General features: G+C 58.2%; 18 protein-coding genes. 11 read left to right on the top strand and 7 right to left on the bottom strand.

Annotated elements, in window-relative coordinates; all coding sequences use genetic code 11:
- Positions 1-43 precede the first annotated feature (43 nt).
- Genes IM273_RS06440 through xthA form a run of 5 tightly spaced genes read right to left on the bottom strand, consistent with a single transcriptional unit; the run spans position 44 to position 4,838 of the window.
- Entirely contained in the window at positions 44-664 is a 621-nt protein-coding gene (locus IM273_RS06440; protein WP_193050226.1) for an ATP-binding cassette domain-containing protein, read from the bottom strand.
- The gene (locus tag IM273_RS06435; protein WP_193050224.1) at positions 664-2,193 is read right to left on the bottom strand and encodes a thiamine ABC transporter permease; all 1,530 of its coding nucleotides are present in this window, start codon (positions 2,191-2,193) and stop codon (positions 664-666) included. The genes IM273_RS06440 and IM273_RS06435 overlap by 1 nt, the downstream gene beginning before the upstream one ends.
- On the bottom strand, positions 2,166-3,326 hold the full coding sequence (locus IM273_RS06430) for an ABC transporter substrate-binding protein (RefSeq protein WP_370551838.1): 1,161 nt from the start codon (positions 3,324-3,326) through the stop codon (positions 2,166-2,168). The genes IM273_RS06435 and IM273_RS06430 overlap by 28 nt, the downstream gene beginning before the upstream one ends.
- Before the next feature lie 15 nt (positions 3,327-3,341).
- Positions 3,342-4,025, bottom strand: coding sequence for a TVP38/TMEM64 family protein (locus IM273_RS06425; RefSeq protein WP_193050220.1), 684 nt, complete (start codon positions 4,023-4,025; stop codon positions 3,342-3,344).
- A gap of 6 nt (positions 4,026-4,031) precedes the next feature.
- On the bottom strand, positions 4,032-4,838 hold the full coding sequence (gene xthA / locus IM273_RS06420; protein WP_032644863.1) for an exodeoxyribonuclease III: 807 nt from the start codon (positions 4,836-4,838) through the stop codon (positions 4,032-4,034).
- Positions 4,839-5,271: 433 nt separating this feature from the next.
- Between xthA and IM273_RS06415 the strand changes: the two genes are divergently transcribed.
- The 7 genes from IM273_RS06415 (at position 5,272) to ves (ending at position 12,982) form a co-directional block, all read left to right on the top strand.
- The gene (locus IM273_RS06415) at positions 5,272-6,492 is read left to right on the top strand and encodes an aspartate aminotransferase family protein (RefSeq protein WP_193050218.1); all 1,221 of its coding nucleotides are present in this window, start codon (positions 5,272-5,274) and stop codon (positions 6,490-6,492) included.
- Positions 6,489-7,523, top strand: a complete 1,035-nt coding sequence (astA, locus tag IM273_RS06410; RefSeq protein WP_041910463.1) for an arginine N-succinyltransferase — start codon at positions 6,489-6,491, stop codon at positions 7,521-7,523. The genes IM273_RS06415 and astA overlap by 4 nt, the downstream gene beginning before the upstream one ends.
- Complete coding sequence (astD, locus tag IM273_RS06405) at positions 7,520-9,007, top strand: succinylglutamate-semialdehyde dehydrogenase (protein WP_193050216.1); 1,488 nt, start codon at positions 7,520-7,522, stop codon at positions 9,005-9,007. The genes astA and astD overlap by 4 nt, the downstream gene beginning before the upstream one ends.
- Entirely contained in the window at positions 8,994-10,319 is a 1,326-nt protein-coding gene (astB, locus tag IM273_RS06400; protein ID WP_059356912.1) for an N-succinylarginine dihydrolase, read from the top strand. Before astD ends, astB begins: the two co-directional genes overlap by 14 nt.
- Before the next feature lie 10 nt (positions 10,320-10,329).
- The gene (astE, locus tag IM273_RS06395; protein ID WP_193050214.1) at positions 10,330-11,295 is read left to right on the top strand and encodes a succinylglutamate desuccinylase; all 966 of its coding nucleotides are present in this window, start codon (positions 10,330-10,332) and stop codon (positions 11,293-11,295) included.
- A gap of 337 nt (positions 11,296-11,632) precedes the next feature.
- Positions 11,633-12,127 carry an ATP-independent periplasmic protein-refolding chaperone Spy gene (gene spy, locus IM273_RS06390; protein ID WP_028012795.1) on the top strand — a complete coding sequence of 165 codons (495 nt, stop codon included), beginning with the start codon at positions 11,633-11,635 and terminating at the stop codon, positions 12,125-12,127.
- 297 nt (positions 12,128-12,424) lie between these two features.
- Complete coding sequence (gene ves / locus IM273_RS06385; protein ID WP_155026165.1) at positions 12,425-12,982, top strand: environmental stress-induced protein Ves; 558 nt, start codon at positions 12,425-12,427, stop codon at positions 12,980-12,982.
- On the opposite strand, the gene cho is transcribed toward ves, so the two are convergent.
- Both cho and nadE read right to left on the bottom strand, forming a co-directional pair.
- Positions 12,960-13,838 (bottom strand): excinuclease Cho, encoded by an 879-nt coding sequence (gene cho / locus IM273_RS06380; protein ID WP_032644984.1) that lies wholly within the window; start codon positions 13,836-13,838, stop codon positions 12,960-12,962. The two genes, ves and cho, sit on opposite strands and share 23 nt — an antisense overlap.
- Before the next feature lie 121 nt (positions 13,839-13,959).
- Positions 13,960-14,784 carry an ammonia-dependent NAD(+) synthetase gene (gene nadE, locus IM273_RS06375; protein WP_028012798.1) on the bottom strand — a complete coding sequence of 275 codons (825 nt, stop codon included), beginning with the start codon at positions 14,782-14,784 and terminating at the stop codon, positions 13,960-13,962.
- Positions 14,785-15,016: 232 nt separating this feature from the next.
- On the opposite strand from nadE, the gene osmE reads away from it, so the two are divergent.
- The 4 genes from osmE to chbA all read left to right on the top strand — a co-directional run bounded on the left by osmE (position 15,017) and on the right by chbA (position 17,795).
- Positions 15,017-15,361, top strand: coding sequence for an osmotically-inducible lipoprotein OsmE (gene osmE / locus IM273_RS06370; RefSeq protein ID WP_003857836.1), 345 nt, complete (start codon positions 15,017-15,019; stop codon positions 15,359-15,361).
- A gap of 282 nt (positions 15,362-15,643) precedes the next feature.
- Positions 15,644-15,961, top strand: a complete 318-nt coding sequence (gene chbB, locus IM273_RS06365) for a PTS N,N'-diacetylchitobiose transporter subunit IIB (protein WP_014883474.1) — start codon at positions 15,644-15,646, stop codon at positions 15,959-15,961.
- 80 nt (positions 15,962-16,041) lie between these two features.
- Positions 16,042-17,400, top strand: coding sequence for a PTS N,N'-diacetylchitobiose transporter subunit IIC (gene chbC, locus IM273_RS06360; RefSeq protein ID WP_028012799.1), 1,359 nt, complete (start codon positions 16,042-16,044; stop codon positions 17,398-17,400).
- A 47-nt stretch (positions 17,401-17,447) separates the two neighbouring features.
- The gene (gene chbA, locus IM273_RS06355) at positions 17,448-17,795 is read left to right on the top strand and encodes a PTS N,N'-diacetylchitobiose transporter subunit IIA (RefSeq protein ID WP_028012800.1); all 348 of its coding nucleotides are present in this window, start codon (positions 17,448-17,450) and stop codon (positions 17,793-17,795) included.
- The last annotated feature ends 2 nt before the right edge of the window (positions 17,796-17,797 follow it).

The following is a 17,797-nucleotide window of genomic DNA, read 5'->3' as shown; positions in this document are numbered from 1 at the left end:
GCATTGTCGTCTCTCCCGAAACGGAAAACATTGCGTTAGCACATTATTGCCAGCGAGAAATCTCCATCACCTCGCCGCCGGGCGGAATATCGTCCTCGTCATGGGTGACCAGCACCACCGGAATATTGCGCGCGCGGACGGCGTCAAATACCCATGCCCGGAACGTCGTGCGTAACGTTTTATCAAGGCGGCTGAACGGTTCGTCCAGCAGCAGCGCCTGCGGCTCTGCGAGCAGGGCGCGCAGCAGGCTCACCCGGGCGCGCTCTCCGCCGGAAAGGGTGGCCGGATCGCTGGCGTAATGACCGCCAAGCCCGGCGGAATCCAGCGCCTGCTCGACCGCTTCCCGCCGTGCGCGTCCCGCGATCCGCTCAGGCAAGGCCAGCAGCAAGTTTTGCCCAACGCTGAAAGGGTCAAACAGCAGCGCGTCCTGAAAAAGAATCCCCAGACCGCGGGATTCGACGGGCAAACCGTCGCAGCGGCGTTCGCCGATCCACAGTTCGCCCCGCGCCTGAAAATCATCTGACAGCGCGCCGACCATCCAGGCAAAAAGGGTCGATTTGCCGCTGCCGGACGGCCCCATCAGGGTGACAATCTCCCCGCGGGGTACGCAAAAATTGACCTTGCGGAAAAGCGGTTCGATGGTGAGATCATTGACCTTGAGCATTAGCGTAATCCTTGACGGAAGCGGCCCGCGAGCCGGGATAACAGCGCAGCAAGACCGAATACGACGCCCGTGACCAGCAGTAATCCCAGGGCACGGTTAGCGAGAACCGGGATGCTGCCTCCGCTGCTGAGCGCGACGGTCTCGGTGGTCAGCGTGGCGAAACGTCCCGCGCCCAGCCACAGGGTCGGCATATATTGGGCCATGCTGACGGAAAAACCGGTGGCAAAGGCCAGCAGCGCAGGACGCACCAGCAGGGGACATTTCAGCAGGCAGAAAATTTTTGCCCGCCGCCAGCCGAGCGTTCTGGCGGTAAGGATAAGCCGGGGATCGATCCGCCGCCAGGCGGGCTGCAGCACCAGCAGCATCCACGGTAGCACCCACAGCAGATGGCTCCAGAGGACGGCGATAAAGCCTCCGTCGAGACCCAGATGCAAAGCAATCGCGTATTGCCCGGTGACGAGCGGCAGTGCCGGAAGGGCGAGCGGTAGCCACACCCACGCCGCGCCGCGCTGCTGCCCCCATTCCAGCCAGAGAAAAATGACGATCAGGGCGATAAGGCTCGAAAGCAGACCGAAAGAGAGGCTGGTTCCCACGGGACCTACGTCGTCCCGCTGCGCCAGCATTAACAGCACGGCGGCGCAAAGGAGGCCGCATGCGGGCAAAAAGCCGCTGAATGCGCGTTCAGGCAGGACGAGATGCAACCTGCGGCGCGTCCCGCTCAGGTCCGGAATCGCGCGACGCCAGACCTTCCACAGGCCGTACCCCAGCGCGGCAAGCGCGGCCAGCAAAAGAAGGAGCACCAGGCACAGCAGCGTTCCTTTCACCTGCTGCTGCGCGTCGCCCTGGCTCAGCCACTGCCAGGCCAGCACGGCCAGCGTGGGCGGGTTGCCGGGCCCGAGAACGATCGCTACGTCCACAACCGACAGCGACCACGCCAGCACCGCCAGTATCACCGCCCCGAGGACGGGCGCGATCGCCGGAAGGATCAGCCAGCTGAGCGTCTGAAAACGCCCGTAGCCAAAGGTTTGCAGGACGATCTTCTGCTGCGCGAGCCCTTTTTCCGGCAGCACGGCGTAAATGGCCCACAGCACGAATGCGCTCTCTTTGACCGCGAGCGTCAGGCCCAGCCCTACGCCGTAGCGGTCAAACGGCGGCGAACAGACGGTACAAACCTGATAAAACAGCCCGCCCTCGGCAAACAGCAGTAGCGCGCTGGTGGCGAAGGCCACGTGGGGGATCGCCAGCAGCCACGGCAGGCGCGTGCTGAGGCGCCGCCAGCGGGTGCCGGGCCAGAAAAGAGCCACGAGGGAAAGGGCGATAAACAAGGCCCCCAGCGTAGCGATAAGCGTTGAGACCAGCGTGGCAACGGCTGCCTGCGGCAGCTGAGGATCGTTTAGCAGCCGCTGCCAGTTCGTCACGGAAAAGGCCGGCGCGAACAGCACGGTGCCAGCGGGCAGGATCGGCAGATAAATCACCGTCATCGCCAGCCAGACAAGCCAGCCTAACGGGTGCCGTAACGACGCAGCCATTCCTGCTCCAGCGCGTTCACCCACGCGGACTGCGGCTCCGGGAGCACCTTCGGCAGCCCCTGAGGCGTGTGGGCCTGCAGCTGTTTCGCTTCACCTTCGGGCAGCGTTTTCGCATCCAGCACGCTCGGATCCCCCCAAATGGCCGGGTCGGCCTTGCGGATCTGCGCCTGCGGCGACAGCAGGAAATTGGCGACCACTTTCGCCCCCGCGCTCGCGCTGGCATTAGCCGGAATAGCTACAAAATGCACGTTGCCGAGCATCCCGTCCTGAAAACCAAAGCTGTAGCTGTCGGCAGGCAGTTCGCCGCTCGCCACTTTTTGCTGCGCATGCGCCGGGTTAAAGGTCAGCGACAGGTTCAGACTTCCGCTGGCGAGCAGGGCATCCATCCGGGCGGGTGAGGGAGGGAAGTCTTTTCCTTCACGCCACAGCAGCGGGTGCAGTTTATCGAGGTAGGCCCAGAGCGGCGCCGTAACCTGGGCAAACGTATCATCAGGCGCTTTTTGTAACGCCTCGGGATGCGCCGTAAGCGTCAGCAGCAGCTGCTCAAGAAAGGCCGTGCCGGTAAAATCGGGTGGGCGAGGATAGCTCACCTTGCCCGGGTGCTGCTGCGCGAACGCCAGCAGCGCCTGCGGATCCTCCGGCGGCATTGGCATGCTGGCTTTGCGGGCGATAAAAGTCAGCTGCGCGCCGCCCCACGGCGATTCCGCCCCGTCGGTTGGAACCGCAAAATCTTCCGTAACGGGTTTACGGGTATCGACATAGCGCCAGTTGGGCAGACTCTGCGCCCACCCGGTTTGTAGCAGGTTCGCCTCTTTTAGCGTGCGGAAGTTCTCGCCGTTCACCCACAGGAGGTCGACCGAGCCGTTGGTTTTACGCCCTGCGGCGGCTTCCGTCTGAATACGTTTGACCGCATCGGCGGCATCCGCCAGCGGGACGATTTTTAGGGTGATGGCATAGTGCGTTTGCATCTCACCGCTGACCCACTCAAGGTAGCGGTTAACCGCCGGATCGCCGCCCCAGGCGTTAAACCAGACGGTCTGGCCTTTGGCCTGCTGTTGAATAGCTTGCCAGCCGTCGGCGGCATAGAGGGGGGCTGCCAGCAGCAGACCGGTCAGAAACGTGCAAAAACGCACACGGCGCATAATGCCTCACTTTTTATCAGCAGGGAGATAGCGGGAAAACAGCCGGCGCGTAACCAGCGGTAATAACCCCAGTAGTGTAAAGGCGAATACCACGCCCGGCGACAAAATATCGCGCAGCGATGCCACTTTTCCCAGCTCCCGCCCGGCGTTCAGAAAGATAACCGTCGCGGGCAGCATGGCGAGCTGGCTGACCCACCAGTAGCGCCGGACCGTGATGCGGGTCAGCCCCATCAGTAAATTCACCAGGAAAAACGGGAACAGCGGCATCAGGCGCAGGGCAAAAAGATAGCCCGCGCCGTCGCGCGCCATGCCCGCATTTACCGTTGCCATCTGTCGGGCAAACCGCCGCTGCACCCAGTCGCGCAGCAGGTAACGGCTGGCGAGCATCGCCAGCGTGGCCCCGAGCGTGGAGGCAAACGAAACCAGCACGGTGCCTTCCCACAGCGTAAATAACGCCCCGCCCAGCAGGGTCAGAACCGCCGCGCCGGGTATCGAGAGAGCGGAAACCGCCACGTAAAGCACAAAGAAGATCAGCGCGCTACGCAGCGGCGCGTGGTCGACATGGGAGAGTAGCGTCTGCTGGTGGGTTTTAATTCCTGCCAGAGAAAGCGTGTCAGGCGGCAGAATGACAAATGTCATAAGAAATGCGCCCATAAGGGCGCACAGGAAGAGTGTTTTTCGTATGTTCACGCGCGATTACAGCTTGAATTTAGCCCATACCGGCGCGTGGTCCGATGGTTTTTCCATGCTGCGGATGTCGTAGTCGATCCCGGTTTCGATGCAGCGCTCCGCCAGCGGCGTACTCGCCAGCAGCAGATCGATACGCAGGCCGCGGTTGTCGTCAAAGCCCTTCGAGCGGTAGTCAAACCACGAGAAGCGATCCTGCGTTTCCGGGTTGGCATTGCGGAAGGTATCCACCAGGCCCCAGCCCAGCAGGCGCTCCATCCACTCACGCTCTTCCGGCAGGAAGGAGCATTTGCCGGTGCGCAGCCAGCGCTTGCGGTTCTCTTCGCCGATGCCGATATCCAGATCCGTCGGGCTGATGTTCATGTCGCCCATGATCAGCACCGGATTCTCTTTTTTCAGTTCGGTCGTCAGATAGTTCTGCAGATCCTGGTAAAACTTCGCTTTGGCCGGGAATTTTGTCTCGTGATCGCGGCTCTCACCCTGCGGAAAATAGCCGTTAATGACCGTAATATTCCCGAGCGCGGAAGGCACTTCCGCCATGATGATGCGGCGCTGGGCTTCTTCACCGTCGCCGGGGAAGCCGCGGCGCACGGAAACCGGCGTGTCTTTGGTGAGCAGCGCGACGCCATAGTGACCTTTCTGACCGTGGTAAAAGACGTTGTAACCGAGTTTCGCCACCTCTTCGAGGGGGAACATGTCGTCGTGAACCTTGGTCTCCTGCAGGCCGATCACATCTGGCTGATGTTGCTCAACGATGGCTTCTAGCTGATGAGGGCGGGCGCGCAGGCCGTTGATATTAAAAGAGACAAATTTCATAGTCGCTGCCAGTGCAAGGTGAATAGTGCATGGATGGTAGCAGAATTTGCGTCAACTGTTACCGGGTTCGACCAATAACTGCGACAGATATTGCCGGTGGTGCAATATTTGCACCATTCTGACGCGCTTCGCCCTCAAACAGGGCGTAAAGGGCCGATAAATTTCGCGAGCGATCACAATTCCAGAATTATATTTGGCCTGTGCATACTCTTTCTGATTTTCATGCGGCAAAGCGCCGCTTGTCGTAAAAATATTCACTTTTTATGCACTAACAGTGAATAACTCCATATTGTAACCTATTGATATTCTGTTACCTCACCCCGTTTATGCATTTTTATCGCTGGCTGGCACGAAGGCTGCAATCTACATTCACAGTGCAAATACTCAATTATTTAACATTCAAATAACTTTTTATTTACCGGATGAGGTCGCTATGTCTCTGTCAATTACGCGTGAAAATTTCGATGAATGGATGATGCCGGTTTACGCTCCGGCGGCTTTTATTCCGGTTCGCGGGGAAGGCTCACGCCTGTGGGATCTGCAGGGTAAAGAGTATATCGACTTTGCCGGGGGGATTGCGGTGAATGCGCTGGGACATGCCCATCCGGCGCTGCGTCAGGCGCTGAACGACCAGGCGGCGAAGTTCTGGCATACCGGTAACGGCTTTACCAACGAGCCCGCACTGCGCCTGGCGAAAAAGCTGATTGACGCGACCTTCGCCGAAAAAGTCTTTTTCTGTAACTCCGGCGCGGAGGCCAACGAAGCGGCGCTGAAGCTGGCGCGCAAATATGCCCACGACAAGTTTGGGGCGCACAAGAGCGGGATTGTGGCGTTTAAAAATGCTTTCCACGGGCGCACGCTCTTTACCGTGAGCGCGGGCGGCCAGCCTTCTTATTCGCAGGATTTCGCTCCGCTGCCGCCGGATATTCGCCACGGCATTTATAACGATCTGCAGTCCGCCAGCGAGCTGATTAACGACACCACCTGCGCGGTGATTGTCGAACCGATGCAGGGCGAGGGCGGCGTGCTTCCGGCGCAAAAGGCATTCCTGCAGGGGCTGCGCGAGCTGTGCGACCGCCACGACGCGGTCCTGATTTTCGACGAAGTGCAGACCGGCGTGGGCCGCACCGGCGAGCTGTATGCCTATATGCACTACGGCGTGACGCCGGACGTTCTCTCTACCGCCAAAGCGCTGGGCGGCGGCTTCCCGATTGGCGCGACGCTGACCACCGATAAATTCGCCAGCGTGATGACCGTGGGCACCCACGGCACCACCTACGGCGGCAACCCGCTGGCAACCGCCGTCGCCGGACAGGTTCTCGACATCATTAACACCCCTGAGGTGCTGAAGGGCGTTAAGCAGCGTCACGAGTGGTTCGTTGAGCGCCTGAACGCCGTCAACAGCAAGCTTGGCCTGTTTAAAGAAATTCGCGGCCTGGGGCTGTTGATCGGCTGCGAGCTTACGGCTGAGTTTGCCGGAAAAGCGAAGCTTATTTCACAGGAAGCGGCAAAAGCGGGCGTGATGGTGCTGATTGCCGGTGCCAACGTGGTGCGTTTTGCGCCTGCGCTGATTGTCAGCGAGGAAGAGGTACAAACCGGTCTGGACCGTTTTGCGCTGGCGTGTGAGAAGGTGAAATCCGGGGTGTCATCATGATGGTCATCCGTCCCGTTGAGCGCGGCGATATTGCCGGGCTCATGCAGCTTGCCGGTAAGACGGGAGGCGGGCTGACCTCGCTTCCTGCCGATGAAAAAACGCTGTCGGCGCGCATTGAGCGCGCCCTGCAAACCTGGCAGGGGACGTTGCCAAAAAGCGAACAGGGTTACGTGTTCGTGCTGGAAGACACCGAAACGGGGAGCGTGGCCGGGATCTGCGCCATTGAAGTGGCCGTCGGGCTTAACGACCCGTGGTACAACTACCGCGTCGGCACCATGGTTCACGCCTCGAAAGAGCTGAACGTCTATAACGCGCTGCCTACGCTGTTTCTCTGTAATGACCACACGGGCGCCAGCGAGCTCTGCACGCTGTTCCTCGACCCGGCGTGGCGCAAAGAGGGCAACGGCTATCTGCTCTCCAAATCGCGCTTTATGTTTATGGCCGCTTTCCGCGATCGCTTTAACGAAAAAGTGGTGGCAGAGATGCGCGGCGTGATCGACGACAAAGGCTACTCGCCTTTCTGGGAGAGCCTGGGCGAGCGCTTCTTCTCGATGGAGTTCAGCCGGGCGGACTATCTCTGCGGCACCGGCCAGAAAGCGTTTATCGCGGAGTTGATGCCTAAACATCCTATCTATACCCATTTCTTAACGCCGGAAGCGCAGGCGGTAATTGGCGAAGTGCATCCGCAAACCGCGCCTGCCCGCGCGGTGCTGGAGAAAGAGGGCTTCCGCTACCGTAACTATGTCGACATCTTTGACGGCGGGCCAACGCTTGAGTGCGATATCGACCGCGTGCGCGCCATCCGTAAAAGCCGCCTGGTTGAGGTATCCGAAGGCCAGCCCGCGCCGGGTGACTGGCCGGCATGCCTGGTGGCGAACGAAAATTACGCCAACTTCCGCGCCATGCTGGTGCGGACCAACCCGAAATGTGAACGTCTGGTGCTGACGGCTGCAGAGCTGGATGCCCTGAAATGTAACGCCGGCGATACGGTTCGCCTGGTGCGTCTCTGCCCTGAGGAGAAAACAGCATGACATTATGGATTAACGGTGACTGGGTAACGGGCGAAGGCGAACAGCGCGTAAAAACCAATCCAGTTGGAAAAGAGGTGCTGTGGAAGGGAAACGACGCCAGCGTCGCGCAGGTCGAGCAGGCCTGCCGTTCCGCACGACACGCGTTTCCCGCGTGGGCAAAACGGCCATTCGCCGAGCGCCAGGCGCTTATTGAAAAATTTGCCGGACTGCTGGAGGCCAACAAGGCCGAGCTGACGCGCATCATCGCGTCCGAAACCAGCAAACCGCGCTGGGAAGCGGCGACCGAAGTGACAGCGATGATCAATAAAATCGCTATTTCGATTAAGGCATACCACACCCGCACCGGCGAGCAGCATACCGAGATGCCGGACGGCGCGGCCACGCTGCGCCACCGTCCGCACGGCGTGCTGGCGGTGTTTGGCCCGTATAACTTCCCAGGGCATCTGCCGAATGGTCACATTGTGCCCGCGCTGCTGGCGGGCAATACCGTCATCTTCAAACCGAGCGAGCTTACGCCGTTAACCGGCGAGGCGGTGGTGAAGCTGTGGGAGCAGGCCGGGCTGCCGCCGGGCGTGCTGAACCTCGTGCAGGGCGGACGGGAAACCGGCCAGGCGCTGAGCGCGCTGAGCGATATCGACGGCCTGCTGTTTACCGGCAGCGCCGGAACGGGCTATCAGCTGCACCGCCAGCTGGCGGGGCAGCCGGAGAAAATTCTGGCGCTGGAGATGGGCGGCAACAACCCGCTGATTGTCGAAGATCCCGACGATATCGATGCCGCGGTGCACCTGACGATCCAGTCCGCCTTTATTACCGCCGGACAGCGCTGCACCTGCGCCCGTCGCCTGCTGGTCAAGCGCGGCGCGCAGGGGGATGCCTTCCTGAAGCGTCTGGTAGAGGTGAGCGCGCGGCTGGTGCCTGCCGCGTGGGATGCCGATCCGCAGCCGTTTATCGGCGGGCTGATCTCCGAACAGGCCGCGCTGAACGTACTGAAGGCCTGGCAGGATCACGCCGCGCGCGGCGCGAAAACCCTGCTGGAGCCGAAGCAGGTTCAGCCGGGTACCTCGCTGCTGACGCCGGGCATCGTTGAGATGAGTGGTGCGAGCAGCGTGCCGGATGAAGAGGTGTTTGGCCCGCTGCTGTGCGTCTGGCGTTACGACGATTTTGATGCGGCCATTGCGATGGCGAATAATACCCGCTACGGCCTGTCGAGCGGGCTGATATCGCCGCATCGCGAGAAGTTTGAACAACTGCTGCTGGAAGCGCGTGCCGGGATCGTGAACTGGAATAAACCGCTGACCGGGGCGGCGAGCACCGCGCCGTTCGGCGGCGTGGGCGCCTCGGGCAACCATCGCGCCAGCGCCTGGTATGCCGCCGATTACTGCGCGTGGCCGATGGCGAGTCTGGAAACCCCGGCGCTGACGTTGCCGGAGACGCTTAACCCGGGGCTCGATTTTACGAAGGGAGAAGGCCATGAAAGCGCGTGAAGTCAACTTTGACGGGCTGGTGGGGCTGACGCACCACTATGCCGGTCTCTCCTTTGGTAATGAAGCCTCGACGAAGCACCGCTTTCAGGTCTCCAACCCGAAGCTGGCGGCGAAGCAGGGGCTGCTAAAAATGAAGGCGCTGGCGGATGCCGGCTTCCCGCAGGCGGTGATCCCGCCGCAGGAACGTCCGAACGTGGCGGTGCTGCGTCAGCTCGGCTTTAGTGGTACCGATGAGCAGGTCGTCGAAAAAGCGGGTACGCAGACGCCGCATTTGCTCTCTGCGGCAAGCTCTGCCTCTTCAATGTGGGTGGCCAACGCGGCCACCGTCGCGCCGTCAGCCGATACGCTGGATGGTAAAGTCCATCTGACGGTGGCGAACCTGAATAATAAGTTTCATCGCGCCACCGAAGCGGACACCACCGAGCGCGTGCTGCGCGCTATTTTCAAGCATGACGCCCATTTTGAGATCCATCAGGCCCTGCCGCAGGTGGCGATGTTTGGCGACGAAGGCGCGGCCAACCATAACCGGCTGGGTGGCGATTACGGCGATCCCGCCGTGCAGCTGTTTATCTACGGGCGGGAAGAGGGCGGCCACGCCGCGCCGACCCGTTATCCAGCGCGTCAGACGCTCGCGGCCAGCCAGGCGGTTGCGCGCCTGAACCAGGTCAATCCTTCCCAGGTGATTTTTGCCCAGCAGAACCCGCACGTGATCGACCAGGGCGTGTTCCATAACGACGTGATTGCCGTGTCCAACCGCCAGGTGCTGTTCTGCCATGAGCAGGCCTTTGCCCATCAGGATAAGCTGCTCGCCACGCTGCACGAACGCGTGCCCGGCTTTATGCCGATCCAGGTGCCAACGCAGGCGGTCAGCGTGCAGGACGCGGTCGAAACCTATCTGTTCAACAGCCAGCTGCTGAGCCGCGATGACGGCAGCATGATGCTGGTGCTACCGCAGGAGTCCCGGGATCATCGGGGCGTGTGGCGCTACCTCACCGAACTGGTGAAGGCTGATAACCCGATTGACGAGCTGCGCGTGTTTGACCTGCGCGAAAGCATGGCTAACGGCGGTGGTCCCGCCTGTCTGCGCCTGCGGGTCGTGTTAACGCCAAATGAAATACAGGCCGTTAACCCGGCAGTCATGATGAATGAGACGCTCTTTAACACCCTGAACAACTGGGTGGACCGCTACTATCGCGACCGGTTAACGCAGGCCGATCTGGTTGACCCGCAGCTGCTGCGCGAAGGGCGCGAGGCGCTGGACGCGTTATCGTCAATCCTGCAGCTGGGCTCGGTTTACCCGTTCCAGCGCTAAAGGAGTGGATATGGAAAATTTACTGGCGCTGACCCTGGCCGATGAAACGCCGGACCAGAGTGAGGGGGAAGGCCCCTCATTCCGCTGGCGGTGGCTGGGGCCCGGGGTGCTTGAGCTGACACCGAAGGCCAGCAGCGCGTTATCGCTGCTGCTTTCCACGGGGATCCACGGGAATGAAACCGCACCCGTTGAGATCGTCGATGGGCTGCTGCGCGCGCTGTATCGCGGCGAGATCGCCCTTGCGTGCCGCGTGCTGGTGGTGCTTGGCAATCCGCCTGCGCTGGCGCAAAACAAACGGTACCTGGTTAGCGACATTAACCGCATGTTCGGCGGTCGCTGGTCGCAGTTTCCGCAGAGTGACGAAACGGTGCGCGCGCAGTGGCTGGAGAACGTCGTGACGACGTTTTTTGCCGCGGCGGGACCGGCGCGCTGGCATCTGGATCTGCATACGGCGATCCGCGCCTCTTACCATGTCAGATTCGGTGTTCTGCCGCAGCGCAATCAGCCGTGGGATGAAGCGTTTCTGAGCTGGCTGGGGGATGCCGGGCTGGAGGCGCTGGTGTTTCATCAGTCGCCGGGCGGGACCTTTACTCACTTCACTTGCGAACGGTTTGGCGCGCTGTCCTGTACGCTGGAGCTGGGAAAAGCGCTACCGTTCGGACAGAACGATCTCACTCGCTTTGCGCCTACGGAGCTCGCGCTTCGGGCGCTGCTCGGTGGGACGGCTACCGAGCACGCACATCAGCCCGTTGAGCGGTACCGGGTCGTTCAGCAGATCACCCGCCGCAGCGAGGCTTTCCAGCTTCACATGGCCGCGCACACCCTGAACTTCACGCCGTTTCGCAAAGGGGCTCTGCTGGCGGAAGATGGCGAAGAGCGTTACGAGGTGCAGAAAACCACCGAATATGTGCTGTTCCCCAACCCCTCCGTAGCGTTTGGCCTGCGGGCCGGTCTGATGCTGGAAAAACTCACCTGAACCTTTCCCCTCTCATCATCCGGGAGGGGAAGTAAATATGTTTTCTTAGCGATTAAAGCGCTCTGATTTCTTTTACGGAATATTCCTGGCGAATTGCTTTATTATTCACCGTTACTTCGTTATACTCCTGCTAAATAGCTTTAAAATCATCGTATTGAATATTTCTTGTTGCAACTCTCCACGCTTTATCCTTATTTCCTCCACATTTGGCGAAAAATTGTTTTTTACACTTTCATTGTTTTACCGTTGCTCTGATTAATTGACGATAAACCCCGTAAAGTTAATCTCGTCAACACGGCATAGCGCCGAAGAATAACTGAAAGAAAGGAAATAAATTATGCGTAAGTTTACTGCACTGTTTGTTGCTTCTACCCTGGCTCTGGGCGCTACCAGCATGGCGTTCGCCGCAGATACCGCAACCACCACCGCCGCGCCAGCTGAAGGCAAAATGATGATGCATCATAAAGGCAAGCCGGGTATGCACCACGAGATGATGATGTTCAAAGATTTGAACCTGACGGACGCGCAGAAGCAGCAGATCCGCGACATCATGAAAAGCCAGCGTGACCAGATGAAGCGTCCTCCGCTGGAAGAGCGCCGCGCAATGCATGACATTATTGCCAGCGACAGCTTCGATAAGGCGAAAGCCGAAGCGCAGATCGACAAAATGGCCGAGCAGCACAAAGCCCGCATGCTGGCCCACATGGAAACCCAGAACAAGATCTACAACATTCTGACCCCGGAACAGAAAAAACAGTTTAATGCCAATTTTGAGAAGCGTCTGACAGAACGTCCGGCGATGGAAGGTAAAATGCCAGCACCAACCGAATAATCGGTTCACTCTCTTAAGACCGCCGGGATCCTGTCCACAAAAGCGAAATCGCTGTGGACAGGACCGGCGGTTTTTCTATTATGCCCTCTTGCCTGCCGCCGCCAGCGCGGTATTCTCCTGTAGTCGCTTCAGAGAATGTCTGTAGAGTCATGGCGTTAGCATTTTTATTAACGTTCCGCTAAGGCCTGCCCGCTCTGCTGCCGATACTGTGTCTGTGAATACCTAACGATAACAAACAAGACTGCAGGGGTAGCGATATCCTTGCCCTGGCACGGGTTGTGCCATTCAGGAGTGGTGATGGAGTTCTTTGATATTCGTAAGATGCCGGTCAGCCTCTGGCGCAATGGTGCCGGCGAAACGCGAGAAATTTGCTGTATCCCTCCCGCGACGCGCGATTTTTTCTGGCGTGCCAGTATTGCGACCATCGCCAGCAACGGCGAATTCTCCTCGTTTCCCGGTGTCGACCGGGTCATTACCCTGCTGGAAGGCGGGGAGGTGATGCTGGATGCCGGTCAGGCGTTCTGCCATACCCTTAAACAGCATCAGCCTTACAGTTTTGCCGGCGATTTGCCGGTGAAGGCGCTGCTTTCCGATGGCAGGATGGCGATGGATTTCAACATCATGACCCGGCGCGACTGCTGTCAGGCGAAGGTGCGGGTTGCCGATCGTACTTTTACCACCCTTGGCTCGCGCGGGGGCGTGGTGTTTGTATTAAGCGGGGCGTGGCAATTGGGTGATAAATTGCTCACGGCCGATCAGGGCGCCAGCTGGCAGGAGGGGACCCATACTCTGCGTCTGCTGGAGTCTCAGGGCACCCTGCTGTTCAGTGAAATTAACTGGCTGCCGGGTCACTGAGCGCGATGATCTCGAACTTGCCCGCTAATACGGGCTTGCAGAGGATTTTGTAGCCGTCGTGGTCGAATCCCGCGGGGGTGCGCAGCAGGGTTGCCGCGTCGCTTAAATCATCGACAGCCCCCAGCCAGAGCCAGTTATTGACGATGTGATACTGCGTCATGGTTTCACCCACTTCTTTTAGCGCAACGGCGCCGTCCCACGGCCAGCAGTTGACGCTGATCCCGGCCAGGCCCGCGAGGAGACGGGCGTGATGCGCCTCAACGCTCTCTTTTCCGCAGCAGGCGCCCGCGCAGCGCTTCAGAGCGGAGCGGAAACAGGCGCGGCCCCGCGTGGTGCCCTCTAGCCCTAAAAGGCTATAGCAAAGCTGCAGCTCGTCCGCGAGCGCCTGCAGAGACTGCAGGGCGGCACGCTTGTTTGCGAACAGCCCGAAGAGATTCGGGGCGTGGGAGAAATCGACCTCGCGGGCGTAGACGACCTGCGGCTTGCCGTCGGCGATCTGCAGGGAGCAGAGCTGGCGGTTGCGGCGCAGGCGCTTATTGAAGAGCGGCTGCTGCTCTTTTATCAGCCGGGCTTCCAGCAACAGCGCGCCCATTTCTCCCGCCGTCTGGAACCAGGTAATGCGTCGCGACTGGCGCAGCATGGCGGCCTCGTCCGGGGTGCGCAGGTGGGATAACACCCGGCTGCGAATGTTAACGCTTTTGCCGATGTAGAGCGGCAGGGTCTCGCTTTCACCGTGAAAGATGTACACGCCCGGCTGTTTGGGCAGCGCCTCAAGCCAGGGGCGAAGATGTTCGGGATATTCATAGATAGCCGCCGCTTCAAACTCAAGACGCGGGGCTGATTGACGCCTGCTCACATACTGCTCCATATACTGTTCAGGTATACAGTGTAGCAGGTGTGCTGTGGTTAAAAAAGAGCCGGGTAGCGTGATGCCCTCTCCCTAAAGGGGAGAGGGAGCAAAGATTAACGTTTTGCGTTTATTTCCAGAAATCGTCAAACACCGTAATTGGCGTGTGGCGCTTGTGCTCGGTTTTCAGGTACCAGCCCTCGATAATTTTCGCGGTACCTTCATCCAGCGTTTTGCCTTCCAGATAATCATCAATGTTGTCATAGGTGACGCCAAGGGCCGCTTCATCCGGCAGGGAAGGGCGATCGTCTTCCAGATCCGCTGTTGGCGCTTTCTTGTACAGGTGCTCAGGGCAGCCCAGCGCGGCGAGCAGCTGCTTGCCCTGACGCTTGTTGAGACGGAAAATCGGGTTGATGTCGGTGCCGCCATCGCCGTATTTGGTGAAGAAACCGGTGATCGCTTCTGCCGCATGGTCGGTGCCTACCACAACGCCTTTGGTCATCCCGGCGATGCTGTACTGCGCTTTCATGCGCTCGCGCGCTTTCTCGTTGCCGCGCACAAAATCACTCAATTCAATGCCCGCTTCGCGCAGCGCCTGCTCGCTTGCCAGCACTGAGGCTTTGATATTGACGGTAAGCACGCGATCGGGCTGGATGAACGCGATGGCGTCCTGGCAATCCTGTTCGTCCGCCTGAACCCCGTAAGGCAGACGCACGGCGATAAACTGCAGCGCTTCGTCGCCCGTCTCTTCACGAAGCTCTGAAATCGCCATCTGGCAGAGTTTACCCGTCAGGGTAGAGTCCTGCCCGCCGCTGATGCCCAGCACCAGGGATTTCAGGAAAGCGTTCTTTTTTAAGTACGACTTTAAAAAATCCACGCTGCGGCGGATCTCTTCCTGTGCATCTATCGCAGGCTTAGCGCCCAGCGCCTGAATAATCTCTTGTTGCAGAGCCATCATGCCCTCCGTATGCAGAACATAAACAGAATGTGTTAACTGTTAAAACTAACCCTTTGGGCGGAAAACGACAAGGATCACAGTTTCGAGTGCGTTAATTTGCGGCGATTTAGCAGCTTATCGTTGTTTTATTAGAATTTTCCGAAATTCGTCTGGCGTAAATCACAAAGTTGAACAATAGTACTTTTTATCCCATGCTTAGATAACACGCTGATAAACAAGAGGACGGAATATGAACAAGAACGTAGCAGGAATTCTTAGCGCAGCGGCGGTACTGACGATGCTGGCAGGGTGTACGGCTTACGATCGCACTAAGGATCAGTTTACCCAGCCCGTGGTTAAAGACGTTAAAAAAGGGATGACACGTTCGCAGGTAGCTGCGATCGCCGGCAAGCCTTCTTCTGAAGTGACCATGATTCACGCGCGCGGTACGTGTCAGACTTATATCCTGGGTCAACGTGATGGTAAGGCAGAAACCTATTTCGTCGCGCTGGATGATACCGGACATGTGATTAACTCCGGCTATCAGACCTGTGCTGAATACGACACCGATCCACAGGCACCTAAGGCGCAGTAACCCTGCTTGCCTGAAGATGTTAACAAACCGGCCTCTGGGCCGGTTTTTTTTATTTATACGTTAATCTTATTTCTTTGCGCGAATTATTTGCCTGAAATGTGAAGGTAGTCAACAAGCCAGGTCAATGAGAGACAATTTAGGCCTATCCAGAATTATCTCCCCTCTGTACCATTGCGTATACTCACTTCAACGATAAACAACAGTACGCAAGCTACCTGTCTGCCGGGACAGCGAGTCGAGTGATAGCGCGACGGCAGGTAGTCATACAAGAGGGAAATTATGATGGAAAAGAAACATATCTACCTGTTCTGCTCAGCGGGCATGTCAACCTCGCTTCTGGTGTCAAAGATGCGCGCGCAGGCTGAAAAGTATGAAGTTCCTGTGGTGATTGAAGCGTTTCCGGAAACGCTGGCGGGCGAAAAAGGCCAGAAAGCCGATGTGGTGTTACTGGGGCCGCAAATTGCCTATATGTTGCCCGAAATTCAACGACTGCTACCGAATAAACCGGTCGAAGTGATCGACTCGGGGCTGTACGGCAAGATCGATGGTTTAGGTGTACTTAAAGCTGCTGTGGCAGCCATTAAAAAAGCTGCTAATTAATTTTTATTTTTCCCGTCAAAGAGTTATTTCACACACAATTACGCCGTAATATGCGTTACGGCATTTAAGGGTATTTTCCTATGAGTAAAGTCATCGCTTCACTTGAAAAGGTACTCCTTCCTTTTGCTGTTAAAATAGGAAAGCAGCCTCACGTTAATGCCATCAAAAACGGTTTTATTAAATTAATGCCGTTGACGCTGGCCGGGGCGATGTTCGTTTTAATTAACAACGTTTTTCTGAGCTTTGGTGAAGGTTCCTTCTTTTATTCATTAGGAATTCGGTTAGACGCTTCCACTATTGAAACCCTTAACGGTTTTAAAGCCATCGGCGGCAACGTATATAACGGTACGTTGGGTATTATGTCGCTGATGGCGCCTTTCTTTATTGGGATGGCGCTGGCTGAAGAGCGGAAAGTGGATCCGCTGGCCGCCGGATTATTATCCGTTGCCGCGTTTATGACCGTCACGCCTTACAGCGTGGGTGAAGCCTACGCCGTTGGCGCAAACTGGCTGGGCGGAGCCAACATCATCTCCGGTATTGTTATCGGCCTGGTGGTGGCAGAAATGTTCACCTTTATTATCCGTCGCAACTGGGTTATCCGCCTGCCGGATAGCGTGCCGGCCTCCGTTTCTCGTTCATTTTCCGCGTTGATCCCAGGCTTCATTATCCTCTCCATCATGGGGATTATCGCCTGGGCGCTCTCTCACTGGGGCACGAACTTCCACCAGATCATCATGGACTCTATCTCTACGCCGCTGGCGTCGATGGGTGGTGTGGTCGGTTGGGCGTATGTGATTTTCACCTCTCTGCTGTGGTTCTTCGGCGTGCACGGTTCACTGGCACTGGCCGCGCTGGACAGCGGAATTATGACCCCATGGGCACTGGAAAACGTTGCGCTTTACCAGCAGTACGGCTCCGTTGACGCGGCGCTGGCGGCAGGTAAAACCTTCCATGTGTGGGCGAAGCCGATGCTTGACTCCTATATCTTCCTGGGTGGTACCGGGGCGACCCTGGGTCTGATCATCGCGGTCTTTATTGTCTCTCGTCGCGCTGACTATCGTCAGGTGGCGAAACTGGCCCTGCCATCAGGCATCTTCCAGATTAACGAGCCGATTCTGTTCGGTCTGCCAATTATCATGAACCCGGTAATGTTTATCCCGTTCATCCTGGTGCAGCCGCTGCTGGCAGCGATCACCCTGACGGCTTACTACATGGGTATTATTCCACCGATCACCAACATTGCTCCGTGGACCATGCCGGCAGGTCTGGGCGCCTTCTTTAACACCAACGGTAGCGTCGCGGCCTTCCTGCTGGCGATATTCAACCTCGGGATTGCTACCCTGCTGTACATGCCGTTCGTGGCGATTGCGAACAAAGCTGCCACCATCATTGATGAAGAAGAGAGCGAAGAGGAAATTGCCCTCTCACTGAAATTCTAAGATTGACCGGCGCGGGGAAGCCCGCGCCAGCCACAAGGAGCTAAAACATGTTAGATTTGGATAGTATCGTCGCAGACGAAGCCGCAGAGAACGATCTCGAAGAAGTGGTGATGGGCCTTATCATCAACTCCGGGCAGGCGCGCAGCCTGGCGTATGCCGCACTGAAGCAGGCCAAGCAGGGCGATTTCGCCGCCGCGAAAACCATGATGGAGCAGTCCCGCACGGCGCTGAACGAAGCGCACCTGGTGCAGACAAAGCTAATTGAAAGCGACCAGGGCGAAGGGAAGATGAAGGTCAGCCTGGTGCTGGTACACGCTCAGGATCACCTGATGACGTCCATGCTGGCGCGTGAGCTGGTGGCGGAGTTGATTGAGCTTCACGAGAAAATGCACTAGGT

The organism is Enterobacter cloacae complex sp. P13B, assembly GCF_014895915.1.
Taxonomy (GTDB): domain Bacteria; phylum Pseudomonadota; class Gammaproteobacteria; order Enterobacterales; family Enterobacteriaceae; genus Enterobacter; species Enterobacter bugandensis.
This window is presented reverse-complemented; position numbering and strand designations above follow the sequence as displayed.